The 18,103-nt window shown below is 75.8% G+C and carries 11 protein-coding genes; 5 read left to right on the top strand and 6 right to left on the bottom strand.

Annotated features, from left to right (window positions below):
- Positions 1 to 5: 5 nt before the first annotated feature.
- From ACFV4F_RS33890 to ACFV4F_RS33870, 5 genes are read right to left on the bottom strand one after another with little or no spacing between them, the layout of a single operon-like run.
- Positions 6 to 866, bottom strand: coding sequence for a family 16 glycosylhydrolase (locus tag ACFV4F_RS33890; RefSeq protein ID WP_380508412.1), 861 nt, complete (start codon positions 864 to 866; stop codon positions 6 to 8).
- Positions 863 to 1,306, bottom strand: a complete 444-nt coding sequence (locus tag ACFV4F_RS33885) for a hypothetical protein (protein WP_380446067.1) — start codon at positions 1,304 to 1,306, stop codon at positions 863 to 865. The genes ACFV4F_RS33890 and ACFV4F_RS33885 overlap by 4 nt, the downstream gene beginning before the upstream one ends.
- A complete protein-coding gene (locus ACFV4F_RS33880) occupies positions 1,303 to 3,213 on the bottom strand; it encodes a glycosyltransferase (RefSeq protein ID WP_380508409.1) in 1,911 nt (636 codons plus the stop codon). Before ACFV4F_RS33880 ends, ACFV4F_RS33885 begins: the two co-directional genes overlap by 4 nt.
- Positions 3,210 to 5,825 carry a phosphotransferase gene (locus tag ACFV4F_RS33875; protein ID WP_380508406.1) on the bottom strand — a complete coding sequence of 872 codons (2,616 nt, stop codon included), beginning with the start codon at positions 5,823 to 5,825 and terminating at the stop codon, positions 3,210 to 3,212. Before ACFV4F_RS33875 ends, ACFV4F_RS33880 begins: the two co-directional genes overlap by 4 nt.
- Complete coding sequence (locus tag ACFV4F_RS33870; protein WP_380508403.1) at positions 5,822 to 8,836, bottom strand: HAD family hydrolase; 3,015 nt, start codon at positions 8,834 to 8,836, stop codon at positions 5,822 to 5,824. The genes ACFV4F_RS33875 and ACFV4F_RS33870 overlap by 4 nt, the downstream gene beginning before the upstream one ends.
- Positions 8,837 to 9,133: 297 nt before the next feature.
- Here ACFV4F_RS33870 and ACFV4F_RS33865 point away from each other — a divergent pair, with 297 nt between their 5' ends.
- The 3 genes from ACFV4F_RS33865 to ACFV4F_RS33855 all read left to right on the top strand — a co-directional run bounded on the left by ACFV4F_RS33865 (position 9,134) and on the right by ACFV4F_RS33855 (position 14,474).
- Entirely contained in the window at positions 9,134 to 10,072 is a 939-nt protein-coding gene (locus tag ACFV4F_RS33865; protein WP_380508400.1) for an alkaline phosphatase family protein, read from the top strand.
- A gap of 103 nt (positions 10,073 to 10,175) precedes the next feature.
- Complete coding sequence (locus ACFV4F_RS33860) at positions 10,176 to 11,069, top strand: hypothetical protein (RefSeq protein WP_380508398.1); 894 nt, start codon at positions 10,176 to 10,178, stop codon at positions 11,067 to 11,069.
- A 132-nt stretch (positions 11,070 to 11,201) separates the two neighbouring features.
- Positions 11,202 to 14,474, top strand: a complete 3,273-nt coding sequence (locus ACFV4F_RS33855) for a hypothetical protein (protein WP_380508395.1) — start codon at positions 11,202 to 11,204, stop codon at positions 14,472 to 14,474.
- Between the two features lie 22 nt (positions 14,475 to 14,496).
- On the opposite strand, the gene ribA is transcribed toward ACFV4F_RS33855, so the two are convergent.
- Positions 14,497 to 15,126: a GTP cyclohydrolase II gene (gene ribA / locus ACFV4F_RS33850; RefSeq protein ID WP_380446074.1), complete on the bottom strand. Its 630-nt coding sequence runs from the start codon at positions 15,124 to 15,126 to the stop codon at positions 14,497 to 14,499.
- 410 nt (positions 15,127 to 15,536) lie between these two features.
- On the opposite strand from ribA, the gene gdhA reads away from it, so the two are divergent.
- Positions 15,537 to 16,937 carry an NADP-specific glutamate dehydrogenase gene (gdhA, locus tag ACFV4F_RS33845; RefSeq protein WP_380508393.1) on the top strand — a complete coding sequence of 467 codons (1,401 nt, stop codon included), beginning with the start codon at positions 15,537 to 15,539 and terminating at the stop codon, positions 16,935 to 16,937.
- Between the two features lie 145 nt (positions 16,938 to 17,082).
- A complete protein-coding gene (locus ACFV4F_RS33840; RefSeq protein ID WP_380508391.1) occupies positions 17,083 to 17,958 on the top strand; it encodes a GyrI-like domain-containing protein in 876 nt (291 codons plus the stop codon).
- Positions 17,959 to 18,103 lie beyond the last annotated feature (145 nt).

Here is an 18,103-nt window from a genome sequence, read left to right as displayed (position 1 = left end):
CGGGCTCAGTGCTGCCAGACCCGCACCCACTCCACCTGCATCTGCGCGGAGTCGACCGAGGCCGGCGGCTGGTCGGGGACGCCGACGGCGAGGCTGAGCAGCACCTCCATGGCCACGTCCGGGATGTCCGCCTTGTCGGTCATCCAGTACCTGGCCTGGCCGTCGACCAGCCAGGTGAGGGAGTCGGCCTCCCAGTCGAGCGCGAAGACGTGGTACCCGGCCGGGAAGTCCAGCGGCCCGTAGTGGCCGGCCGAGGACAGGTCCGCGCCCTTCGGGCCCGCCCAGTGCACGGACATCTGGACGTTCCGTGACGTTCCCAGGAACTCCGCCACGTCGATCTCGGGCGGGGTGACGCGGGTGACCGGCGACAGCCAGAACGCGGGGTAGACGCCCTGCTCGGCGGGGATGCGGACGGCGGCGGCGACGTAGCCCCGGGTGAAGGTGAAGCGCGGGGTGCCGTTCCAGCTGTCGCGTCCGGTGGAGACCATGCCCGAGGTCCACGGGTACGTCCGGCCGTCGGACCCGGGGGTCGTGGCGCGCTCGGCCCGCAGGGTGAGTGCGCCGCCGCCGACGGACACCTGGCCGGGCTGGTACCACTCGGACTCGCGGTTGCCCGCGTTGGTGCACCCGTTGTCGTTCCAGTCGTAGCAGGTCACCCAGCGCGACGAGTCGAGCGTGGATCCGCCGAACTCCTCCTTGAAGACGAGGTGCCAGGACCCGGGGGCGTCCGGCCGGGGGGCCTGGCCGGCGGAGCAGCCGGCGGTGGCGGCCAGCAGGACGAGCAGTCCGGCGCCGGCCGCCCGGCCGGCCCGCAGGGCGCGGCGGTGCCACGGATCGTGGTGGCGGGACGCGGTACGGAGCCTCATGCCGGTGGCCTCCCTTCGGACGGCCGGTCCGCGGTGGGCGCCGCCGCCCGCCTGCGGTGCCGGACGGCGGCCGGCACCAGGACCGTCAGCGAGGTGATCAGGGCGACCGCGCCGACGGCCCGCGCGGTGCTGATGGACCGCGTGAAGAAGAAGACCTCGGCGACGACCGTGTCGATCGCGACGCTGAACGCGACGGTGAGGACGACGGCTTCGAGCGGCTCCCGGCGGCGCCCGGCGCGCACCGGGTGGGTCAGGCGCAGCGCCGCCGCGCCGGGGCAGAGCAGCAGGAAGGAGGCCGCGACGACGGCGCGCAGCGGCAGCAGGGCCGCGGGCAGGGTCGTGGCGGCGAGGGCCACCCAGCCGGACACCGCGAGGACGGCCTCGGCGGGCGGCAGGCCCGCCGGGAGGCGGGTGAGGGCGCGGACCGGGAGGCGGGTCACGGCCGGCCTCCGTGCTGTTGCGGCCGGGGCTGCTGCGGCTGCTGCGGATGGGGCTGGATCTCGGGCGCGTTGTGGTCGACCAGCTCGTACACGACGGCGTCGGAGTTGCGGAACACCGGGGAGAACAGGTGCGAGCCGTCCACCGCGGCCTCCAGCCGGGGCACGGTGTCCGCGGGCAGCACGCCGGTGATGTAGCACTCGGCGGTCTGGGCGCGGTTGAGGACGAGGTACACCGGGCCGGGCGGGGCGGCCAGCGACACGGCCTGCTCCAGGCCCGCGAGCGGGTCCTTCACCAGGAGCCCGCGGTTCTCCAGCTGGTTCCAGGCGATGACCACCCGGTCGTGCTGGTCGTAGTCCTTGTCGATGTCCGGGACGTTGTTGGTGACCGTCACGACGAGCGAGCCGGCCGGCGCCGTCCGGTACAGGAACTCGGTCGCCGCGACCTCGCGGGAGGTGAAGGACTCCATCATCTCCTTGCCGTAGTAGCCGAACACCAGGCCGCCGAGGAAGGCCAGCAGGAGCGCGAACGAGGCGGCGGCCCGCAGCCGCACCCGCCACCGCGCGGGCGCCCCGGCGCGCAGCACCAGCGCGGCGACCAGCATCGCGGCGGCGGGCAGGGCGAACAGGTAGGAGCGGAAGATCATCTCGCCGCCGTAGCTGTTGAGCGCCGGCATCGGCATCGGGGCGATCAGCAGGTACGGCAGGGCCGTCCGGCGGGTCCAGGGCCGGCGCAGCAGCGCGACCGCGGCCAGCAGCACCACGGCGGCCGACAGCCCGCGGTCCACCCAGGCCAGGAGCACCTGGCCGGGGGCGGGGGAGCCGAGCCCGGTCAGCCACGTGGGGGCGTTGGCGTCCGGCGAGGCGATCGCCGCGACGAAGCTGCGCAGGTTCGCCGCGATGTACGGGCGGGCCGCGGTGGCCAGCCAGACCGCCTGCAGGACGACGGCGCACGCGAGGACGGGCAGCACGACGCGGCGGTTGCGGCGGGGGAGCGACAGCGCGGCCAGGAAGACGATCAGCATCAGCGGGGTGAGCTGGTGCGAGGTGACCAGGACCGCCACCAGCAGCAGCACCATCAGGAACCGGGCGGGCCGCCAGCCCTCGCGCACCGCCGCGGCGCCGGCCACCCCGGCGGGCGGCGGGTCGGCCGGCGCGCCGGGCGGCCGGACCGGTGTCAGCTGCTTGAGGACCATCGCGAGCACGGTGACGAAGAGCAGGAACCCGAAGGTCTGCGGCGCGAAGTAGTCCTGCCCGATCCACATGCACGAGAAGAAGATCCACACGGCCCCCCAGACCAGCCGCCAGTCCCGGGTGATCGTGCGGTAGAGCAGGATCAGCGGGCCGATCAGCAGCACGTCGGCCACCGGCGTGGCCCAGTGGGCGTAGCCCATCGCCGACGGCAGTCCGGTGGCGCGCAGGAGCAGGCCGTTGACGACGAAGAATCCCGGCCACTGGTTGTAGATGTCCAGCCAGCCCGGCCGCGGCACCGGGCCGCCGTGCCGCAGGAAGGCGTCGACCACCTCGACGTGCTTCCACGCCCACGAGTACCGGACACCGGGGTAGAGCAGGCTCGGGGTGGCGTGCACGATCGCGATGAGCCCGACCACGTACGCCGCCGACCACGCGTGGCTGAGCCGGGGGCGGCGCAGCTGGACGGCGAAGCCCAGGGTCAGCAGGCCGAGCGCGACCCAGAACAGCACCGGCAGCACCTCGATCAGCCCGAGGTCGTCCATCCGTTCCAGGTGCACGTGGCGCAGCGACACCAGCCAGAGCGCCATGGCCACCGGGAGGGCGCCGCGCGTGACGAGCGTGCGCACGGACGGCCGTCGCGGCCCGGCCCCGGCCCCCGCCGACGGCGGGCGGTCGGTGCGGACGCCGCGGGGCGCGGGCGCCGCGGGCCTGGTCATCCCGGCCACCGGGCCGGTGCGGCCGTCGCGCCGGTGTCCTTCAGGGCCGCGCCGGTGTCCTTCAGGGCCGTGCCGGTGTCCTTCAGGGCCGCGCCGGCTTCCTTCAGCACGGGGACGACGTTGGCGCCGACCCACCAGTGGCTGCGCCCGTACCGGGTCGACTTCTCCAGGTTCGAGGCCACGTGGCAGAGCCAGGCCAGGAGCGGGAGTCCGACGCCGCCGGGGGGATCGTCGAACCCGGCGGCGCGCAGCAGCCGGAGGTCGGCGGGCGGGAGGGAGCCCGTGCGGACGGCGTCGGTGACCAGGGCGCCCCAGGGGCGGCCTGACAGCTGGGCGCGCAGCGCGATGACGAAGGTGCACGCGTCGACCTCGGCCGGGCCGTTCGGCCGGGCGCCGCCCCAGTCGAGCACTCCGGTGACCCGGGTGCCGTCCTCGCCGAGCAGGACGTTGCCGGGGGCGAAGTCCCCGTGGAACCACGCGACGGCGGTCGGCCGGCCGTCCAGTTCCCGGTGCAGCAGCTCGACGAGGGCGTCCAGGTGTTCGGCCCCGGGGCCCGCGCGGCACCAGCCGATCCGTGCGGACAGCAGGGCGCGGCGCGGCTCCACCCAGTCGTCGAGCCGGTCCGTGAGGGGCTCGGTGCGCCCGGTCGCCCGGTGCAGCTCGGCCAGGGCGCCCAGCGCGGCGGCCGCCACCCGGGGGGCGTGCTCGGGGTAACGGGCGAGGTGTCCGTCGGCGGTGACGCCCGGCAGCCAGTCCTGGGTGACCAGTGGCAGCGGCCCGTCGAGGCGGCGGGACACCGGGCGGGGCAGGAGCCGGCGCCACTCGCCCAGCCGGGGGTCGGCGTCGAGCCGGCGCAGCACCTCCCACTCGCCCGCCAGGGTGGCGACGGCCGGGGCGCTCCGGGGGTGCTTGACGGCCAGCGGCGGCGTGGCGGCGCCGTCCAGGCGGAACACGAGCACGTCCGAGCGGCCCTGGGAGCTGTGGTGGGCGGTGGCGCCGCGGGCGGGCCCGATCCGGCGGGCGAGCCGCCGGGCGGTCAGGCCGTCGACGGGCCGGTAGAGCAGGGCCGGGCGGCGGATCGGCAGCAGACCGGCCACCGCGAGCCAGGCGGCGGCGGCCGGGCCGGCGGCCGTGGGGGTCTCGGCCGGGGCCGTCTCACGGGTGCGGGTGGGCAGCCACCAGGAGCGGCGCCAGAGCAGGGCCCCGGCCACCGCGCACTGCGCCACCAGCCAGGCCAGCCCGGCGCCCGCGACCCCCATGGGCGCCAGCAGCAGCACCGTCAGCCCGAGGGCCAGGACGGCCTGCGCGGCCAGGACGGCCAGGACGACCCGCAGCCGCCGCCGCACCCGGCAGGCCGCGACGGCGACGGCGACCACCAGGTTGGGCAGGGCCGAGAGCGCGAGCAGCCGCAGCGTCGTCGTTCCGGCGCGGGCGTAGTCGGGGCCGAACACGGACAGCACCCAGGGCGCGGCCACCGTCGCCGCCAGCGCCGCGGCCGCGAGCACGGCCCCGCTGTGGCGGAGCACCCGCCGGCAGTGGCGCACCAGCTGTTCGGCGGCGTCGGGGGAGTCCGCCGGGCTGGTCGCCTCGACGATCAGGGAGGCGCTCATGTTGATCGCGAACTGGTAGAGCGCGTACGCCACCAGCCAGGCGATCGAGAAGTAGGCGCCCGCGGCGGCCCCGAGCCGGCCCAGCACGATGAGCGGCGGCAGCGTGGTGGCGGCCAGCCAGCACAAGGAGCCGGTCCAGTCGGCGGCCAGGTAGGCGGGGGAGGGGGCCTGCCGCGGTGCCCCGGCGGGCGGGCCCGTGCCCTCGGCGGCCCGGCGGACGTGCCGGGGGATGGCGCGGCAGGCGATGAAGGTGTTGGTGAACAGCACGGAGAAGGCCAGCCCCGCGCCCCAGGAGCCGAGGATCGCGGCCCGCGCGCCGGCGGCCGCGAACAGCACGAGCAGCAGCAGCTTCACCGTGGCGAACAGGGTGTTCTCCAGGACCACCCAGTCCGCGCGGCGCAGTCCGGTCAGCACCCCGTCCTGGACGACGAACAGCGCGTACGCCGCGGTGGTGGCGGCGAACCCGGCCGCGACGGGCGGGGAGCGCAGGAAGCCCAGCCCGGGGGAGAGCCGCGGGACCAGCAGGACGAACCCGGCGCCGAGCAGCAGTCCGCAGCCCGCCGCCGCGAGGTAGGCCCGGCCCACCAGCCGTCCGGTCCGGCGCCCGGCCGGCGGGACGAAGCGGATCATGGTGTTGACCAGGTTGAGCTGCCCGACCCCGCCGAGGAACATCATCGCGGAGACGGCGGCGAAGCCGGCGCCGACCGCGGCGGGCGTGAACAGGCGGGCGGCCAGCGCCCAGTAGCCGGCGCCGACCCCGGCGGTCACCAGCGAACTGGCCGTGAGCAGGTGTCCGTTGCGCAGCAGCGGGTCGGACCGGCGCGCGGCCGTCCGTCCGCGGGCCGTGGCCGTCCGTCCGCTGGCTGCGTTCGTTCGTCCGTCGGTCGCGTCGGTCGCGTCGGTCGCGTCGGTCGCGTCGGTCGCGTCCGTCCGTCCGCCGGTCGTGGACGGGCGCCGGGTGGCGGCCGTGGGGGCGCCGGGCCGGGCTGCGGGGGTCTTCATCCGGGGCGCTCCCCGTCGGCCGGCCCGGTGCCGCCCGGAGGCGCGGCGGCGCGGACGCGCGCGGTGGCCCGGGCGAGTGCGGCGAGCCGGGGTGCCGCGCCGGCCCGTCCGGCCTCGGGCACGGCCAACAGGGCCAGCAGCGCGCGGACTTCGGGCGGGTGTCCGGGCGCCCGGCAGTCCGGGCAGCCGCCCGGCCGGTGGCCGATCAGCCGGCCCACGATCCCGGCGAGCCCGGCCTGGTACGGGTGCCGGGCCGTCGGGACGCCCGCGGCGGCCACGGCGGGAGCCGCGTTCGCCGGGGCGGCGGCGCGCCGGGCCCAGGTGAGCAGCGGGAGGTCGGCGGCGGTGTCCCCGACGGCCAGCGCGGGGACGGCGGTCCCGTCGCCGAGCGCCGCCAGCAGGGTGCGCACGCCGCCGGCCTTGTCGACGCCGCGCGGGACGAAGTCCGACTGGGCGTCGCCGGTCACGACGGTGAACCGGGTCCCGTACGGCGGCCGGCCCAGCAGCCCGGCGACCGTCCGGCCGGGCAGCGCGGTGCGCCGCGGGCCGTCCCCGGCGCTCGCGCGGAGGGACCACCGGGCGTACGGGTCGACGAAGACGCCCGGCAGCGCCGCGAGTCGGCGCCGCAGGCCGGTGGCATCCGTCCCGCTGACGGGGTGGATGGCGCCCGTCCCCGCGTCGAAGGCCACCGCGCCGTACTCGGCGACGCCGCCGGCCAGCCGGTAGGCCGCGCAGCGGTCCCGCACCTCGGGCAGGGAACGGCCGGTGGCGAGCAGCACCCGGTAGCCGTGCGCGCGCAGGGCCCGCAGGGCGAGCATGCCCTGCGGCGAGGACGCGGGGAACCCGAGGACGTCCGACTCCAGCACCCCGTCGACGTCCAGGACGCACCAGGGGCCTTGGGGATCGGTGTCCAGATCGGCCAGGTACGCGCCGGCGAGGAAGCGCTGGACGGCCACCGCCTGCGCCCGCCGCTCGTGGGCGCGGACGAGGGGCGCGCGGGCCGGGTCCGCCGTCCGGGCCTGCCGCGCGGCGTCCCAGTTCTGGACCAGCCGGAGCAGGCACCAGCGCGCCGGGTCGATCCGGCGGCCGGTCAACTGCTCGTAGGCGGCGAGGAGTTCCGTCTCGGCGGCGTGGGAGTGCGCGGGGCCGCCGGGCGCTTCGGTGACCGCGCCCGCGAGGTCGAAGGCCGCGTCGTAGGTCGCCAGGTCGAGGTTGCTGAACGCGCCGTCGGCGAAGCCGGTCTTCGTCCGCCCGCCGGTGCCGTCGGGGGGCCAGTGCCCGTCCCCGGTGCGGCCGTCGACGACGCAGGGCCGGGGTGCGGCCAGCAGGGACCGGGCCAGCGGGTACAGCAGGGCGGGGCGCAGGACGGGGTCGAGGCGGCCGCCGACGGGGGCCAGGATGCGGGCCGCGACCTCCCAGGCCGGCTGGCGTCCGGCGAGCCCGAGGCTCCGGTCGGCGGGCACCGCGAGGAGCCGTTGGCGGGCCGCGACGTACCGGGCGACCTCGGCCGGGCGGGGGCGGCCGGTGCGGTCGGCGGCGGTGCCCGGCGCCGGACCCGAGCCCGGCCCCGGCCCGGGTTCGCCGGGCAGGCGGGCGCGCAGCAGGACGCCGTCCGCGAAGCCGTGGACCTCCGGCACCAGGCCGTCGAGCGCCCGGGCGACGGTCACGGCCTGCCGGCCGAGGTAGCCGACCCCCGCCCACTGGGCGACGAGGGGCAGGGCGCGCTCGCGGCCGTCGGCGTCCGGGACATGGGCGGTCAGGGGGACGGAGAGGTGTGACCAGCGGGAGAGCGGGCCCGCCGTGCCGACCTCGGGCGCGCGGGCGGCCGTCCATCCCGCGCCCGGCGGCAGGTCGGGCGGCACGTTGCGCAGCACGTTGGGCAGCAGGCCGGTGAGCGCGGCCGCGCCCAGCCGGCGGCGGACCTCCCAATCCCCGCCGGGCAGCACGACGCACGGGTACCGCCGCAGGACGTCGGGCACCGGTCCGGCGTCCTCGAAGGTCGCGAACAGGGGAACGACGGCATCGGTGGGGAAGCCCGCGCGTTCGGCGGCGGCCGCGACGGCGGCGAGCGATCCGCCGGTGGCCGGCGGATCGTCGAGGAGGAGGACGGCGCCCGCGCCCTCGCGGACGGCGCGGACGACCGCCGCCCGGCCGGGCAGCAGCGCCAGTCCGGGCCGGGTGGTGCCGACCGTCACGGACCGGTGGCCGAGCCGGCGCAGCGCCGCGCCGGCCAGGGGCGCCAGGTAGCTGCCCGACGTGCGCACCCCCAGGACCAGGAGCGGCCGGTGCCGGGTGCCGTGCGGCCCGGTGAAGCGGCGGGCCAGTTCGACGGCGTCCGCCGGGTGCTGGTCGAAGCTGCGGAAGCAGGACGGCGGGCGCAGGTACTCCGCGCCGAGCAGCGCCCCGGCGCCGGGCAGCGCGGCGAGCTGGGCGGCGGCCTCGTGGACGGCCCGGACGAGGTCCGCGTCCGGGGTGTCGCCGTGGCCGGCCCCGTGGTCGTCGCCGAGGGAGCCGGGCTCTGGGGTCTCGCCGTGGCCGTAGCCGAGGAGGCCGTCGACCACCGATCCGGCGAGCCGGTCGCGCAGCGTGGACATCCCGTCGCCCCAGCGCCGCAGGCCGCGGCCGGGGGCGACCGACCGGAACGCCCCGGCGGACAGTGCGACGCCGAGGCGCGCGGCCCGGAGTGCCGAGCGCGCGGCGGGCCCGCGCGCCTCCGGGGCGAGGTGGTCCACCAGGCGCCGCGCGCCCCAGGAGGCGCCCTGGAGCCGGTCCTCGACGATCTGGCAGATCCCCGCGCTCAGCAGGAAGGCGTCGAGCAGGCGGGACGTGTCCGGGTGGGGGGTGGTGCGGCGGGACTCTTCGACGGCGGTGACCAGCCGGGCCGTCAGCTCGGTGACGTCCAGGTACAGATCGGCGGTGCGGGACGGCTCGTCGGAGCCGGAGCGCGGTGAGGACGGGCGGCTGGAACGTTCCGCCGTGGAGAGTGCCGCCGGGGCCTGCGCGTCACTCATCGTCGGGCTCCCGGAGTGGCTGGGATCCTCGTCTCCGGCGCGCGTCACCGGCGTGCGTCACCGAAGTGTCAGCGGTACTGTCTCCCATCCTTAGCCCGCCGGTCACCTTCAGTCAATACAGCGACGGTCAGTGGACCTTTTCTCCCTATATATGGGCAATAAATGCGCACTGCTCGTGACGTGGAGTAGTCGAGGCGCCGGGGAGTTGACACAGTGTCGGAGCCGCGCGACCGCCTGTCCCCGTCGTCCGTCCGGCCCGAATTGCCGCCGCCTTCCCGGACGCCCAGGCTGGACACTGTGATTTCCACGGACGTCCGGGGTGCCGGTCGGCGCCGCCGGGTGCGCGCGGTCGCCGGCGCGGCCGCGCTCTGCGCGGTGCTGCTGGCCGGGTGCGCGGGCTCGGGCGGCGGCCCGTCCGCGAACGGCTCCCCGGGGCCGACGGGCGGCACCGGCTCCCCGGGCTCCCCGGTCCGCGTGCCCCGGCCCGACCACGTCGTGGTGGTCGTCGAGGAGAACAAGTCCTATTCCGACGTGATCGGCAACACCTCCGACGCGCCGTTCATCAACGCCCTGGCCGCGCAGGGCGCGTCCTTCAGCCGGTCCTATGCCGTCGCCCACCCCAGCCAGCCCAACTACCTGGCGCTGTTCTCCGGTTCCGTCCAGGGCGTCACCGACGACTCGTGCCCCAAGTCCTTCGGCACGCCCGACCTCGGCTCCGCCCTGCTCGCCGCGGGCCTGACCTTCACCGGCTACTCCGAGGACCTCCCCGCCGCCGGCTACACCGGCTGCGCCGCCGGCGGGTACGCCCGCAAGCACAACCCGTGGGTGGACTTCGGGGCCCTGCCGCCCGGCGTCAACCAGCCCTTCTCCGCCTTCCCCGGCGACTACGCCGCCCTCCCGGCGCTCTCCTTCGTCGTGCCGAACCTGACCCACGACATGCACGACGGCACCGTCCGGCAGGGTGACGACTGGCTGAAGGCCAACCTGGCCGGCTACGCGGACTGGGCCCGCGGCCACAACAGCCTGCTGGTGGTCACCTGGGACGAGGACGACAACGACCAGGGCAACCAGGTCCCCACCGTCGTCGTCGGCCCGCAGGTCCAGCCCGGGACCTACGGCGAGCGGATCGACCACTACCGGCTGCTGCGCACCCTGGAGGACGCCTACGGCCTGCCGCCGACCGGCGCGGCGGCGGACACCGTGCCCATCGGGGACATCTGGCGGACCCAGCCCTGACCGGGCCGGGGGCGGGGCCGGGCGGGCGGCGGGCGCCGCCGCGCACCGGATGCGCGCGCCGGGCCGCGGTGGAACGCTGATCGGGCAAGGAGGTGGGTGCGCCATGGAACACCGCCGCCGCGGACCGCGGTACGCCGTCCCGGCCGCGGCGCTCGCCCTCCTGCTCACCGCCCTCGCCGGCTGCTCGGGCACCGGCGGCGGCCCGGCCACGGCGACCTCGGCGTCGTCCGCGCCCCCGTCCGCCGGTTCGTCCACCGGTCCGTCTACCGGTCCGTCCGCGGGCTCCCCGGGATCGCCGCGCACCGTCCTGCCCACCGGCATCCCCGGCGACTGGCACCTGGTCTTCCAGGACGACTTCGACGGCACCGCCCTCGACGGCTCCAAGTGGAACGTCGGCAACCCGTACGTCGAGCCGCAGCGGATCACCCCGCCGGTGGGCGGCCAGGAGCTCGACTGCTACGACGCGGGCCAGGTCGCGGTGCGCGACGGCATGCTGCACATCACCGCCGTGCAGAAGCAGCAGGAGTGCGGCGGCAAGACGCTCCCCTACCTCTCCGGCATGGTCAACACCAAGGACAAGTTCTCCTTCGCCTTCGGCGCCCTGGAGGCCCGGGTCTACGTCCCCGCCGCCGCCGACGGGTCGGTCGCCAACTGGCCCGCCTTCTGGGCTGTCGGGTCCGACTGGCCCAGCGGCGGGGAGAACGACGTCATGGAGGGGCTGCACGGCAAGATCTGCGCGTACTTCAACTCCGCCACGGCCTCCACCGGCAGCTGCGCCGCCGGTGACCTGACCGGCTGGCACGTCTTCGGCGCCGAGTGGCAGAACGGGCGCGTGGACTACTACCGGGACGGCGTCTACGCGGCCACTCTCAGCCAGGGCGTCACCTCCGACCCCATGTGGCTGATGATCGACAACGCCGTCCAGCCGACGATCGGCGGCCCCACGTCGGTCCCGGCCACCCTGCTGATCGACTACGTCCGGGTCTGGCAGCAGTAGGACCCCTCCGCACCCGCCGCTGCGTAACGGCTTGGCCACAGGCGTTCCCCAAAGCCGTCGAAACCGGGATCGCGGTCGCCGTCCGCGCGACATGATGATGCGTCACGCGGGCGGTGGAGGGAGAACGGCAGGATGGGCGACGGCACGCCGACGGATGCGGTCCCGGACGCGGTCCCGCCGACGCGGACGGACCAGTGGCCCCGGACCCGCCGCGACCGGGCCCGCGGTCAGGAACTCCCGCCCTCGCGGCTCCGGCGGCTGCGCGCTGACCCCGAGGCACCGACGCGGGTCCGGGTCGACCCCGAGGCACCGACGCGGGTCCGGGTCGACCCCGAGGCGCCGACGCGGGTGCGCGTCGACCCGGAGGCGCCGACCAGGGTCAAACCGCGGGCCGCCACCCCGCCCACCCAGACCCGCCGCGCGGCCCCCTCGCGCGGCGGCCACTTCGGGGGCGCCTTCCCGGCGGCCCTGCTGAACCGCTACGAGCCGAACCAGGTCGCCGGCTCGGGCACCGAGGGCACCGTCTGGCAGGTCCGGCGCCTGGACGGCGGCGGGGACGCCGCGGTGAAGGTCACCCGCACGGGCCAGGCCATGGACACCGAACTCCTGGACCACCTGCGCGACGAGGCCTACCTGCGCCACGTCCCGCGGATCGTCGACTACGGCCAGGTCGAGCACGCCGGGACCGGCTGCGACTGGGTGGCGATGGAGTACCTCCCGGTCACCCTCGCCGACCGCATCGCCGAGCTGAGCCGTGCCGGCCGGCACACCGACCCGCGCGCGACCGACCCCATCGTCCGCGAACTCGTCGCGATGCTGGACTTCTGGCAGCGGCGCGTGGCCCGCAACCCGGTCGACTTCAAGCCCGCCAACATCCTGGTGCGCCCCGGCGCCGGCCCCGGCCAGTTCGTGATCGCGGACTTCGGCGGCGTCGCCAAGCTCACCGCCAGCCGCAGCTTCTCGCCCGAGATGCAGGTCACCGTCGCCTACATGGCGCCCGAGCAGCTGGCCGGCTCCAACCACCCGGCCGGCCCCTGGTGGGGCCTGGGCAACGTCCTGTACGAGCTGTTCACCGGCCGCCCCCGCTACTTGGACCAGGACGGCCTTCTGCTGAGCGACGAGGTCCTCCAGTACGACCTGGTCTTCAACGAGGAGGTTGACCTCTCCGCCGTCACCGACCCGCGCCGCCGGCTCCTGCTCCAGGGCCTGTTCACCAGGAACCCGGCTCACCGCTGGCAGGCCCACCAGGTCAGGGCCTGGCTGGACGGCGCCAGCCCGGCGGTCGTGCGCACCCAGGCGCCCGCCGGAGCCGCCGGCAGCGGCCACGCCCACCGGCCGGTCACCTTCCTCGGCGATCCCTACCACGCCCCGTCCGTCCTCGCCTGGACCATGCTGAACCGCTCCGGCGAGGCCGCGGAGTGGCTGGTCGACGGCGGCGCCCGGAGGCTGCTCTCCTGGCTGCAGGACGACGTCCGCGACACCCTGTTCGACCTGCACCACCTGCGCGAGGTCGACCGCGCCCGGGGCACCGGGCGGGCCCGCGCGGCCGCGCTCGCCGTGCTCGCCTTCGGCGCGGCGTTCGCGCCCTCCGCCGTCCCGCACTACCGCGAGCGCCCGGTCGACGCCGCCGGACTGACCCGGATCGGCACCGAGCCCGACGTCGTCGCCGTCCTCGACGACCTGCTCGCCGCCTCGGTGCCGGCCGTCGCCGCCCGCTACGACTGCGACCACCCCGAGTGCTCCGGCGAGCACTGCGGACGGCTGCTCGCCCTCGTCCGCGTCCCGCAGGTCGTCGCCGAGACCGACCGCGCCGCCCGCGAACTCGGCGGCGGCGGACGTACCGGCGACGGCCTGACCGTCGACGAGCGGGCCCACGCCTACCGCCTGGCGATCTGGCTGACCGTCCAGCCCGAGGAGCACGCCCGGCTGCTCGCCCGGCTCTCCCCGCTGCCCGCCGCGCTGTACCGGCTCCCGCTGTCCGGGCGGGTGGCGGCGATGACGGCCGTGGTCGCGGCCGTCCTGGTGGACGCCGTGGCGAAGGCCTGGGGCGCGGTGCGCCGCCGCCCGGCGGACGACGTGCGGCGCCGCTGGTCCGCGCTGCGCCGGCGCGCGGTGGGCGCCGACCTCGCGACGGTGCACGGCTGCGCGGCACTGATCGCGGCCGAGGCGCTCCGGGGCCGGCGGACGGCCGGCGGCCGGCCGTCCGCGAACGGGCAGGCCGGGCGGGCCGGGCGCAGCGGGACGCCGGGGGCGAACCGGTGGGCGGCGGCCGGGCGCACCGGGCGGCCGAGGCCCTGGCGGGCGTGGGCCGCGGCCTGGTGGACCAACTCCGGCACCGCGGTTCCCCGGCAGGTCGCGGCGGCCCTGCTGGTGCTCGTCGCGCTCGCGCTGGTGCTCTGGACGGGTGCGCTCGCCCGGATCAGCGTCGACGCGGGCAACCAGCTGAAGCTCCTGCCGAACAGCCTGTTCGGCGGTCCGCTGCGGACGGCCGGCGAACACGCGGCCCGGATGACGACGCCCCAGCTCGGCGCGGCGCTGGCCGCCGCCCTCACCCTGGTGGCCTTCCCCGCGCGCGTCGGCCGGGGGACGCTCGTCCTGGCCGCCGCAGGCGCCGGCGCGATCGGCTACCTGCGGCTGGGGCCGCCGATGACGGTGCTCAAGCCGCCGCCCGCGCTGGCCGACCGGGTGGTGACCTTCGAGGGCGGCATGGGCAGCTGGGCCGGGGTGGCGGCGACCGCCGGGGTCGTCCTCGCCCTCGTCCTGATCGAGCGCGCCACCAGGCTGCTCGGGCCGGTCCACGCGGCGCGGCGCCGGACGGTGGCCCAGTGGCGCGGCATCGCCGACGGCCGTGGGGCGGCCACCTCCCGGACGACGGCCGTGGCGGTGGCCGCCGCGTCCTGGCCGCGGCCCGCGGCGGCATCCTGGCGGGCGGGTGCCCCCGGTGCGCGCGACCGCGCCGTGTTCGCGCTCGGCTCCACCGCGGTCCTGGTCGTCCTGCTGTGGGCGACCGTCGAGGTCCGGCTCGCCGCCGTCGGGCACCACCGGACCCCGGCGTCCTGGGGCACCGGCCAGACCGGGGCCGTCTACCAGGCCGGCTTCACGCTGCTGCTCGCCGCCGTCTCGGCCGCCGCCGCCCTGGCCGGCCCGCGCACCGCCCGCCGGCTGTTCGTCCTGTGGATCCTCGGCACCCTGCTGCTCGGCGCCTGGCCCACGGCACTGGGCCCGATGGAGGCGCTGCGCATCCCGGTGGCGGAGCCGTTCTACCGCGCCATCGCCGGACTCTGGGGCCACGGCGCGTTCTGGGCCGCCGTCCTGATCGCGCTCCCGCTCGTCTGCCTGGGCGTCCAGCGGACCGTCGGCCGGACGGCCGCCCGTGCCGCCGTCCGCACCGCCGGGGGCCGCTGAGGCCTGTCCGCCGGTCCCGTCGTCAGCCGACCAGGCGGGACAGCTCGATCGAGTGGCCCGTCCGCTCGACCTTGGCGCGCAGGTAGCGGACGTTGCTCTCCGAGAGGTGGACGCCGGTCGGGACCCGCTGCTCGACGGTGATCCCGAGGGCGGCCAGCTGGGCGGCCTTGTCCGGGTTGTTGCTCAGCAGCTCGATGCCGGTGGCGCCGAGGGCGGTCAGCATCTGGGCCGCGGCGGTGTAGTCCCGGCCGTCCTCGGGCAGGCCGAGGGCGGTGTTGGCGTCGTAGGTGTCGAGGCCGGAGTCCTGCAGGGCGTAGGCGTCGAGCTTGTTGTAGAGCCCGATGCCGCGGCCCTCCTGGCGGAGGTAGAGCAGGTAGCCGCCGGCCTCGCTGATCCGCTCGACCGACTCGCGCAGCTGCGGGCCGCAGTCGCAGCGGTCCGAGCCGAACACGTCGCCGGTCAGGCACTCCGAGTGCAGCCGCACCAGCGGCGTCCCGCCCTCCGGCACCCGCCCGAACGCGAGCGCCAGGTGCTCGGCGCCGTCGGCCAGGCCGTGGAAGGTGAAGACCTCGGCGTCGGCGCGGTAGCCGTCCGGGAAGGTCAGCGGGATGCGCACGCGTGAGCGCACCGTGGCGGAGCCGGGCTGCGGCATGGGCGGGCCTCCGATGGCGAGTGGCGGATTGCCGAGGGGGTGGGGTCCCCGTCGGGGTGGACCGGGCTCCGACCGTACTCGGTCGTTCCAATTTGAACAACTGGGTACTGTCCGTGCCCGGGCCGACTACGCAGACGATGTCGCAGGCGCACAACGCCACGTCCGCCCCGGCTGTTCCCGTCCACGGGGACTACGTTCCGTGATTCCCGGGCAGGGCGGGGAGCCGGTTCAGCCGGGCTCAGTGCGGACGCGAGGGGGCTGAGGGATCGTAACGGCCGCGGGGCGAGGGGGGTTTCAGTATGTGGATGGGCCGGGAGCCGTCCCGGGGACACTGCGAGACTTGCCCGCGTTTCCTGGGCACGGGAACGCCTCGCGCACGACCACTGTCGACCACGGAAGGTCCGAACCGGATGCCCGCCAACCCTCGCACCGCCCCCTCCCCGCAGGCCACCGAGGCCGAGAACCGCGCCATCGAGGCGCTCTACGCGGACGTCGTCCGCCGCAACCGCGGCGAGAACGAGTTCCACCAGGCCGTCCACGAGGTCCTGGAGACCCTCGGCCCGGTCCTCGCCCGCCGCCCCGAGCTCGTCGACGCCCGGATCGTCGAGCGCGTCTGCGAGCCCGAGCGCCAGCTGATGTTCCGCGTGCCGTGGACGGACGACGCCGGCGCGGTCCACGTCAACCGCGGCTTCCGCGTGGAGTTCAGCAACGCCCTCGGCCCGTACAAGGGCGGGCTGCGCTTCCACCCCTCCGTCGACCTCGGCATCGTCAAGTTCCTCGGCTTCGAGCAGATCTTCAAGAACGCGCTCACCGGGCTGTCCATCGGCGGCGGCAAGGGCGGCTCCGACTTCGACCCCAAGGGCCGCTCGGACGCCGAGATCATGCGCTTCTGCCAGTCCTTCATGACCGAGCTGTACCGCCACATCGGCGAGCACACCGACGTCCCGGCCGGGGACATCGGCGTCGGCGGCCGGGAGATCGGCTACCTCTTCGGCCAGTACAAGCGGATCACCAACCGCCACGAGAGCGGCGTCCTCACCGGAAAGGGCCTCGGCTGGGGCGGCGCGCAGGTGCGCACCGAGGCCACCGGGTACGGCTGCGTGCTGTTCACCGAGGAGATGCTGCGCGCCCGCGGCGAGAGCCTGGACGGGTGCCGGGTCGCGGTCTCCGGCTCGGGCAACGTCGCCGTCTACGCGATCGAGAAGGCGCAGCAGCTCGGCGCGACCGTCCTCACCTGCTCCGACTCCTCCGGGTACGTGGTCGACGAGAAGGGCATCGACCTCGACCTGCTCAAGGAGGTCAAGGAGGTCCGGCGCGGCCGGATCGCCGAGTACGCCGAACTGCGCGGCGCCCACGTCCGGTTCGTCGAGGCGGGGGCCGAGGGCGCGAGCGTGTGGAGCGTGCCGTGCGACGTCGCGTTGCCCTGCGCCACGCAGAACGAGCTGACCGAGGCGGACGCGATCGCGCTGGTGCGCGGCGGCGTGAAGGCGGTCGCCGAGGGCGCCAACATGCCCACCACGCCGGAGGCGGTGCGGGTGTTCCAGGAGGCGGGCGTGGCCTTCGGCCCGGGCAAGGCCGCGAACGCGGGCGGCGTCGCGACCAGCGCGCTGGAGATGCAGCAGAACGCCTCGCGCGACTCGTGGACCTTCGGCCGCACCGAGGAGCGGCTGGCCGGCATCATGCGGCACATCCACGAGTCCTGCGCCGTCACCGCCGAGCGCTACGGGCAGCCGGGCAACTACGTGGTGGGCGCGAACATCGCGGGCTTCGAGCTCGTCGCGGACGCGATGCTGGCGCAGGGCCTGGTCTGATCGGGCCTTGATCCGGTGCCCGCTGCGCGTCGCGGGGCGGCGGTTGCGCAGGGACCGCCACCCGACCGCAGCGGGCACCGATTGTCGGGTGCGGCAAGGTGGGTCCTTCCTACGGTGGAGATCAACGAGGAAGGACGGGGCCGGAGTGCTGGAGCACCTCAACCGGGCGATGGAGGACATCGACCGCAACCTGGACCGTGAGATCGACGTGGCCGAACTGGCGCGCATCGCGGTGACGTCGGAGTACCACTTCCGGCGGCTGTTCTCGATGCTCGCCGGGATGCCGCTGTCGGAGTACGTCCGGCGCCGACGACTGACCGTCGCCGGGGCCGAAGTGCTCGACGGCGAGCGGACGTTGCTCGACATCGCGGTCCGGTACGGCTACACCTCGGGCGAGGCGTTCGCCCGGGCGTTCCGGGCGATGCACGGGGTCGGGCCCGGTGAGGCCCGGCGCGACGGCGCGGTGCTCAAGTCCCAGGCCCGGATGTCCTTCCGACTCGTCGTGGAAGGAGCAAGCAGTATGGATTACCGGATCGTGCAGAAGCCGGACTTCCGGATCGTCGGCAAGAAGGCGCGGGTGCCCCTGATCTACGAGGGTGTCAACCCGCACATCGCCGAGTTCATCAAGGGGCTCGGCAAGGAGACCGTCGAGCGGATCACGACACTGACGGGCGGGGACCCGGCCGGCATCGTCTCGGTGAGCGACGACTTCTCGCCCAGTCGGGAGGAGGGGTCCGAACTCGACTACTGGCACGCGGTGGTGGCGCGTGAGGACGCCGTTGTCCCGGACGACCTGGACGTCCTGCCCGTCCCGGCCGGGACGTGGGCGGTGTTCACCAACGCGGGGTCGTTCCCGCAGGCGCTGCAGCAGATGTGGGCGGACGTGTACGGCCAGTGGTTCCCGTCCAACCCGTACGAGGCCCGGCAGGGTCCGGAGATCCTGCGCACCCACTTCGTCCCGGGGACGGGCGACGCCGAGGCGGAGCTCTGGATCCCGGTGGCGCGGGCCGTGCGGAGCTGACGGTCGGCGGCTGACGGCTGACGGCTGACGGCTGACGGCTGACGGCTGACGGACGACAGGCGACAGGCGACAGAAAACAGATGACAGATGACAGATTTCGAAATCTGTTATCTGTCATCTGTTTTGTGTTAGCCCGCCCCCCGTG

It is taken from the genome of Kitasatospora sp. NPDC059722, assembly GCF_042733235.1.
Classification (GTDB): Bacteria; Actinomycetota; Actinomycetes; order Streptomycetales; family Streptomycetaceae; genus Kitasatospora.
Note: the sequence above shows the minus strand (reverse complement) of the source record. Positions and strands in the feature narration are given on the sequence as shown.

Bases quoted from the DNA above. Each gene is read 5' to 3' on its own strand.
- ACFV4F_RS33890 (WP_380508412.1), bottom strand. From the start codon at position 866: ATGAGGCTCCGTACCGCGTCCCGCCACCACGATCCGTGGCACCGCCGC.
- ACFV4F_RS33880 (WP_380508409.1), bottom strand. From the start codon at position 3,213: ATGACCAGGCCCGCGGCGCCCGCGCCCCGCGGCGTCCGCACCGACCGC.
- ACFV4F_RS33875 (WP_380508406.1), bottom strand. From the start codon at position 5,825: ATGAAGACCCCCGCAGCCCGGCCCGGCGCCCCCACGGCCGCCACCCGG.
- ACFV4F_RS33870 (WP_380508403.1), bottom strand. From the start codon at position 8,836: ATGAGTGACGCGCAGGCCCCGGCGGCACTCTCCACGGCGGAACGTTCC.
- ACFV4F_RS33860 (WP_380508398.1), top strand. From the start codon at position 10,176: ATGGAACACCGCCGCCGCGGACCGCGGTACGCCGTCCCGGCCGCGGCG.
- ACFV4F_RS33855 (WP_380508395.1), top strand. From the start codon at position 11,202: ATGGGCGACGGCACGCCGACGGATGCGGTCCCGGACGCGGTCCCGCCG.
- ribA (WP_380446074.1), bottom strand. From the start codon at position 15,126: ATGCCGCAGCCCGGCTCCGCCACGGTGCGCTCACGCGTGCGCATCCCG.
- gdhA (WP_380508393.1), top strand. From the start codon at position 15,537: ATGCCCGCCAACCCTCGCACCGCCCCCTCCCCGCAGGCCACCGAGGCC.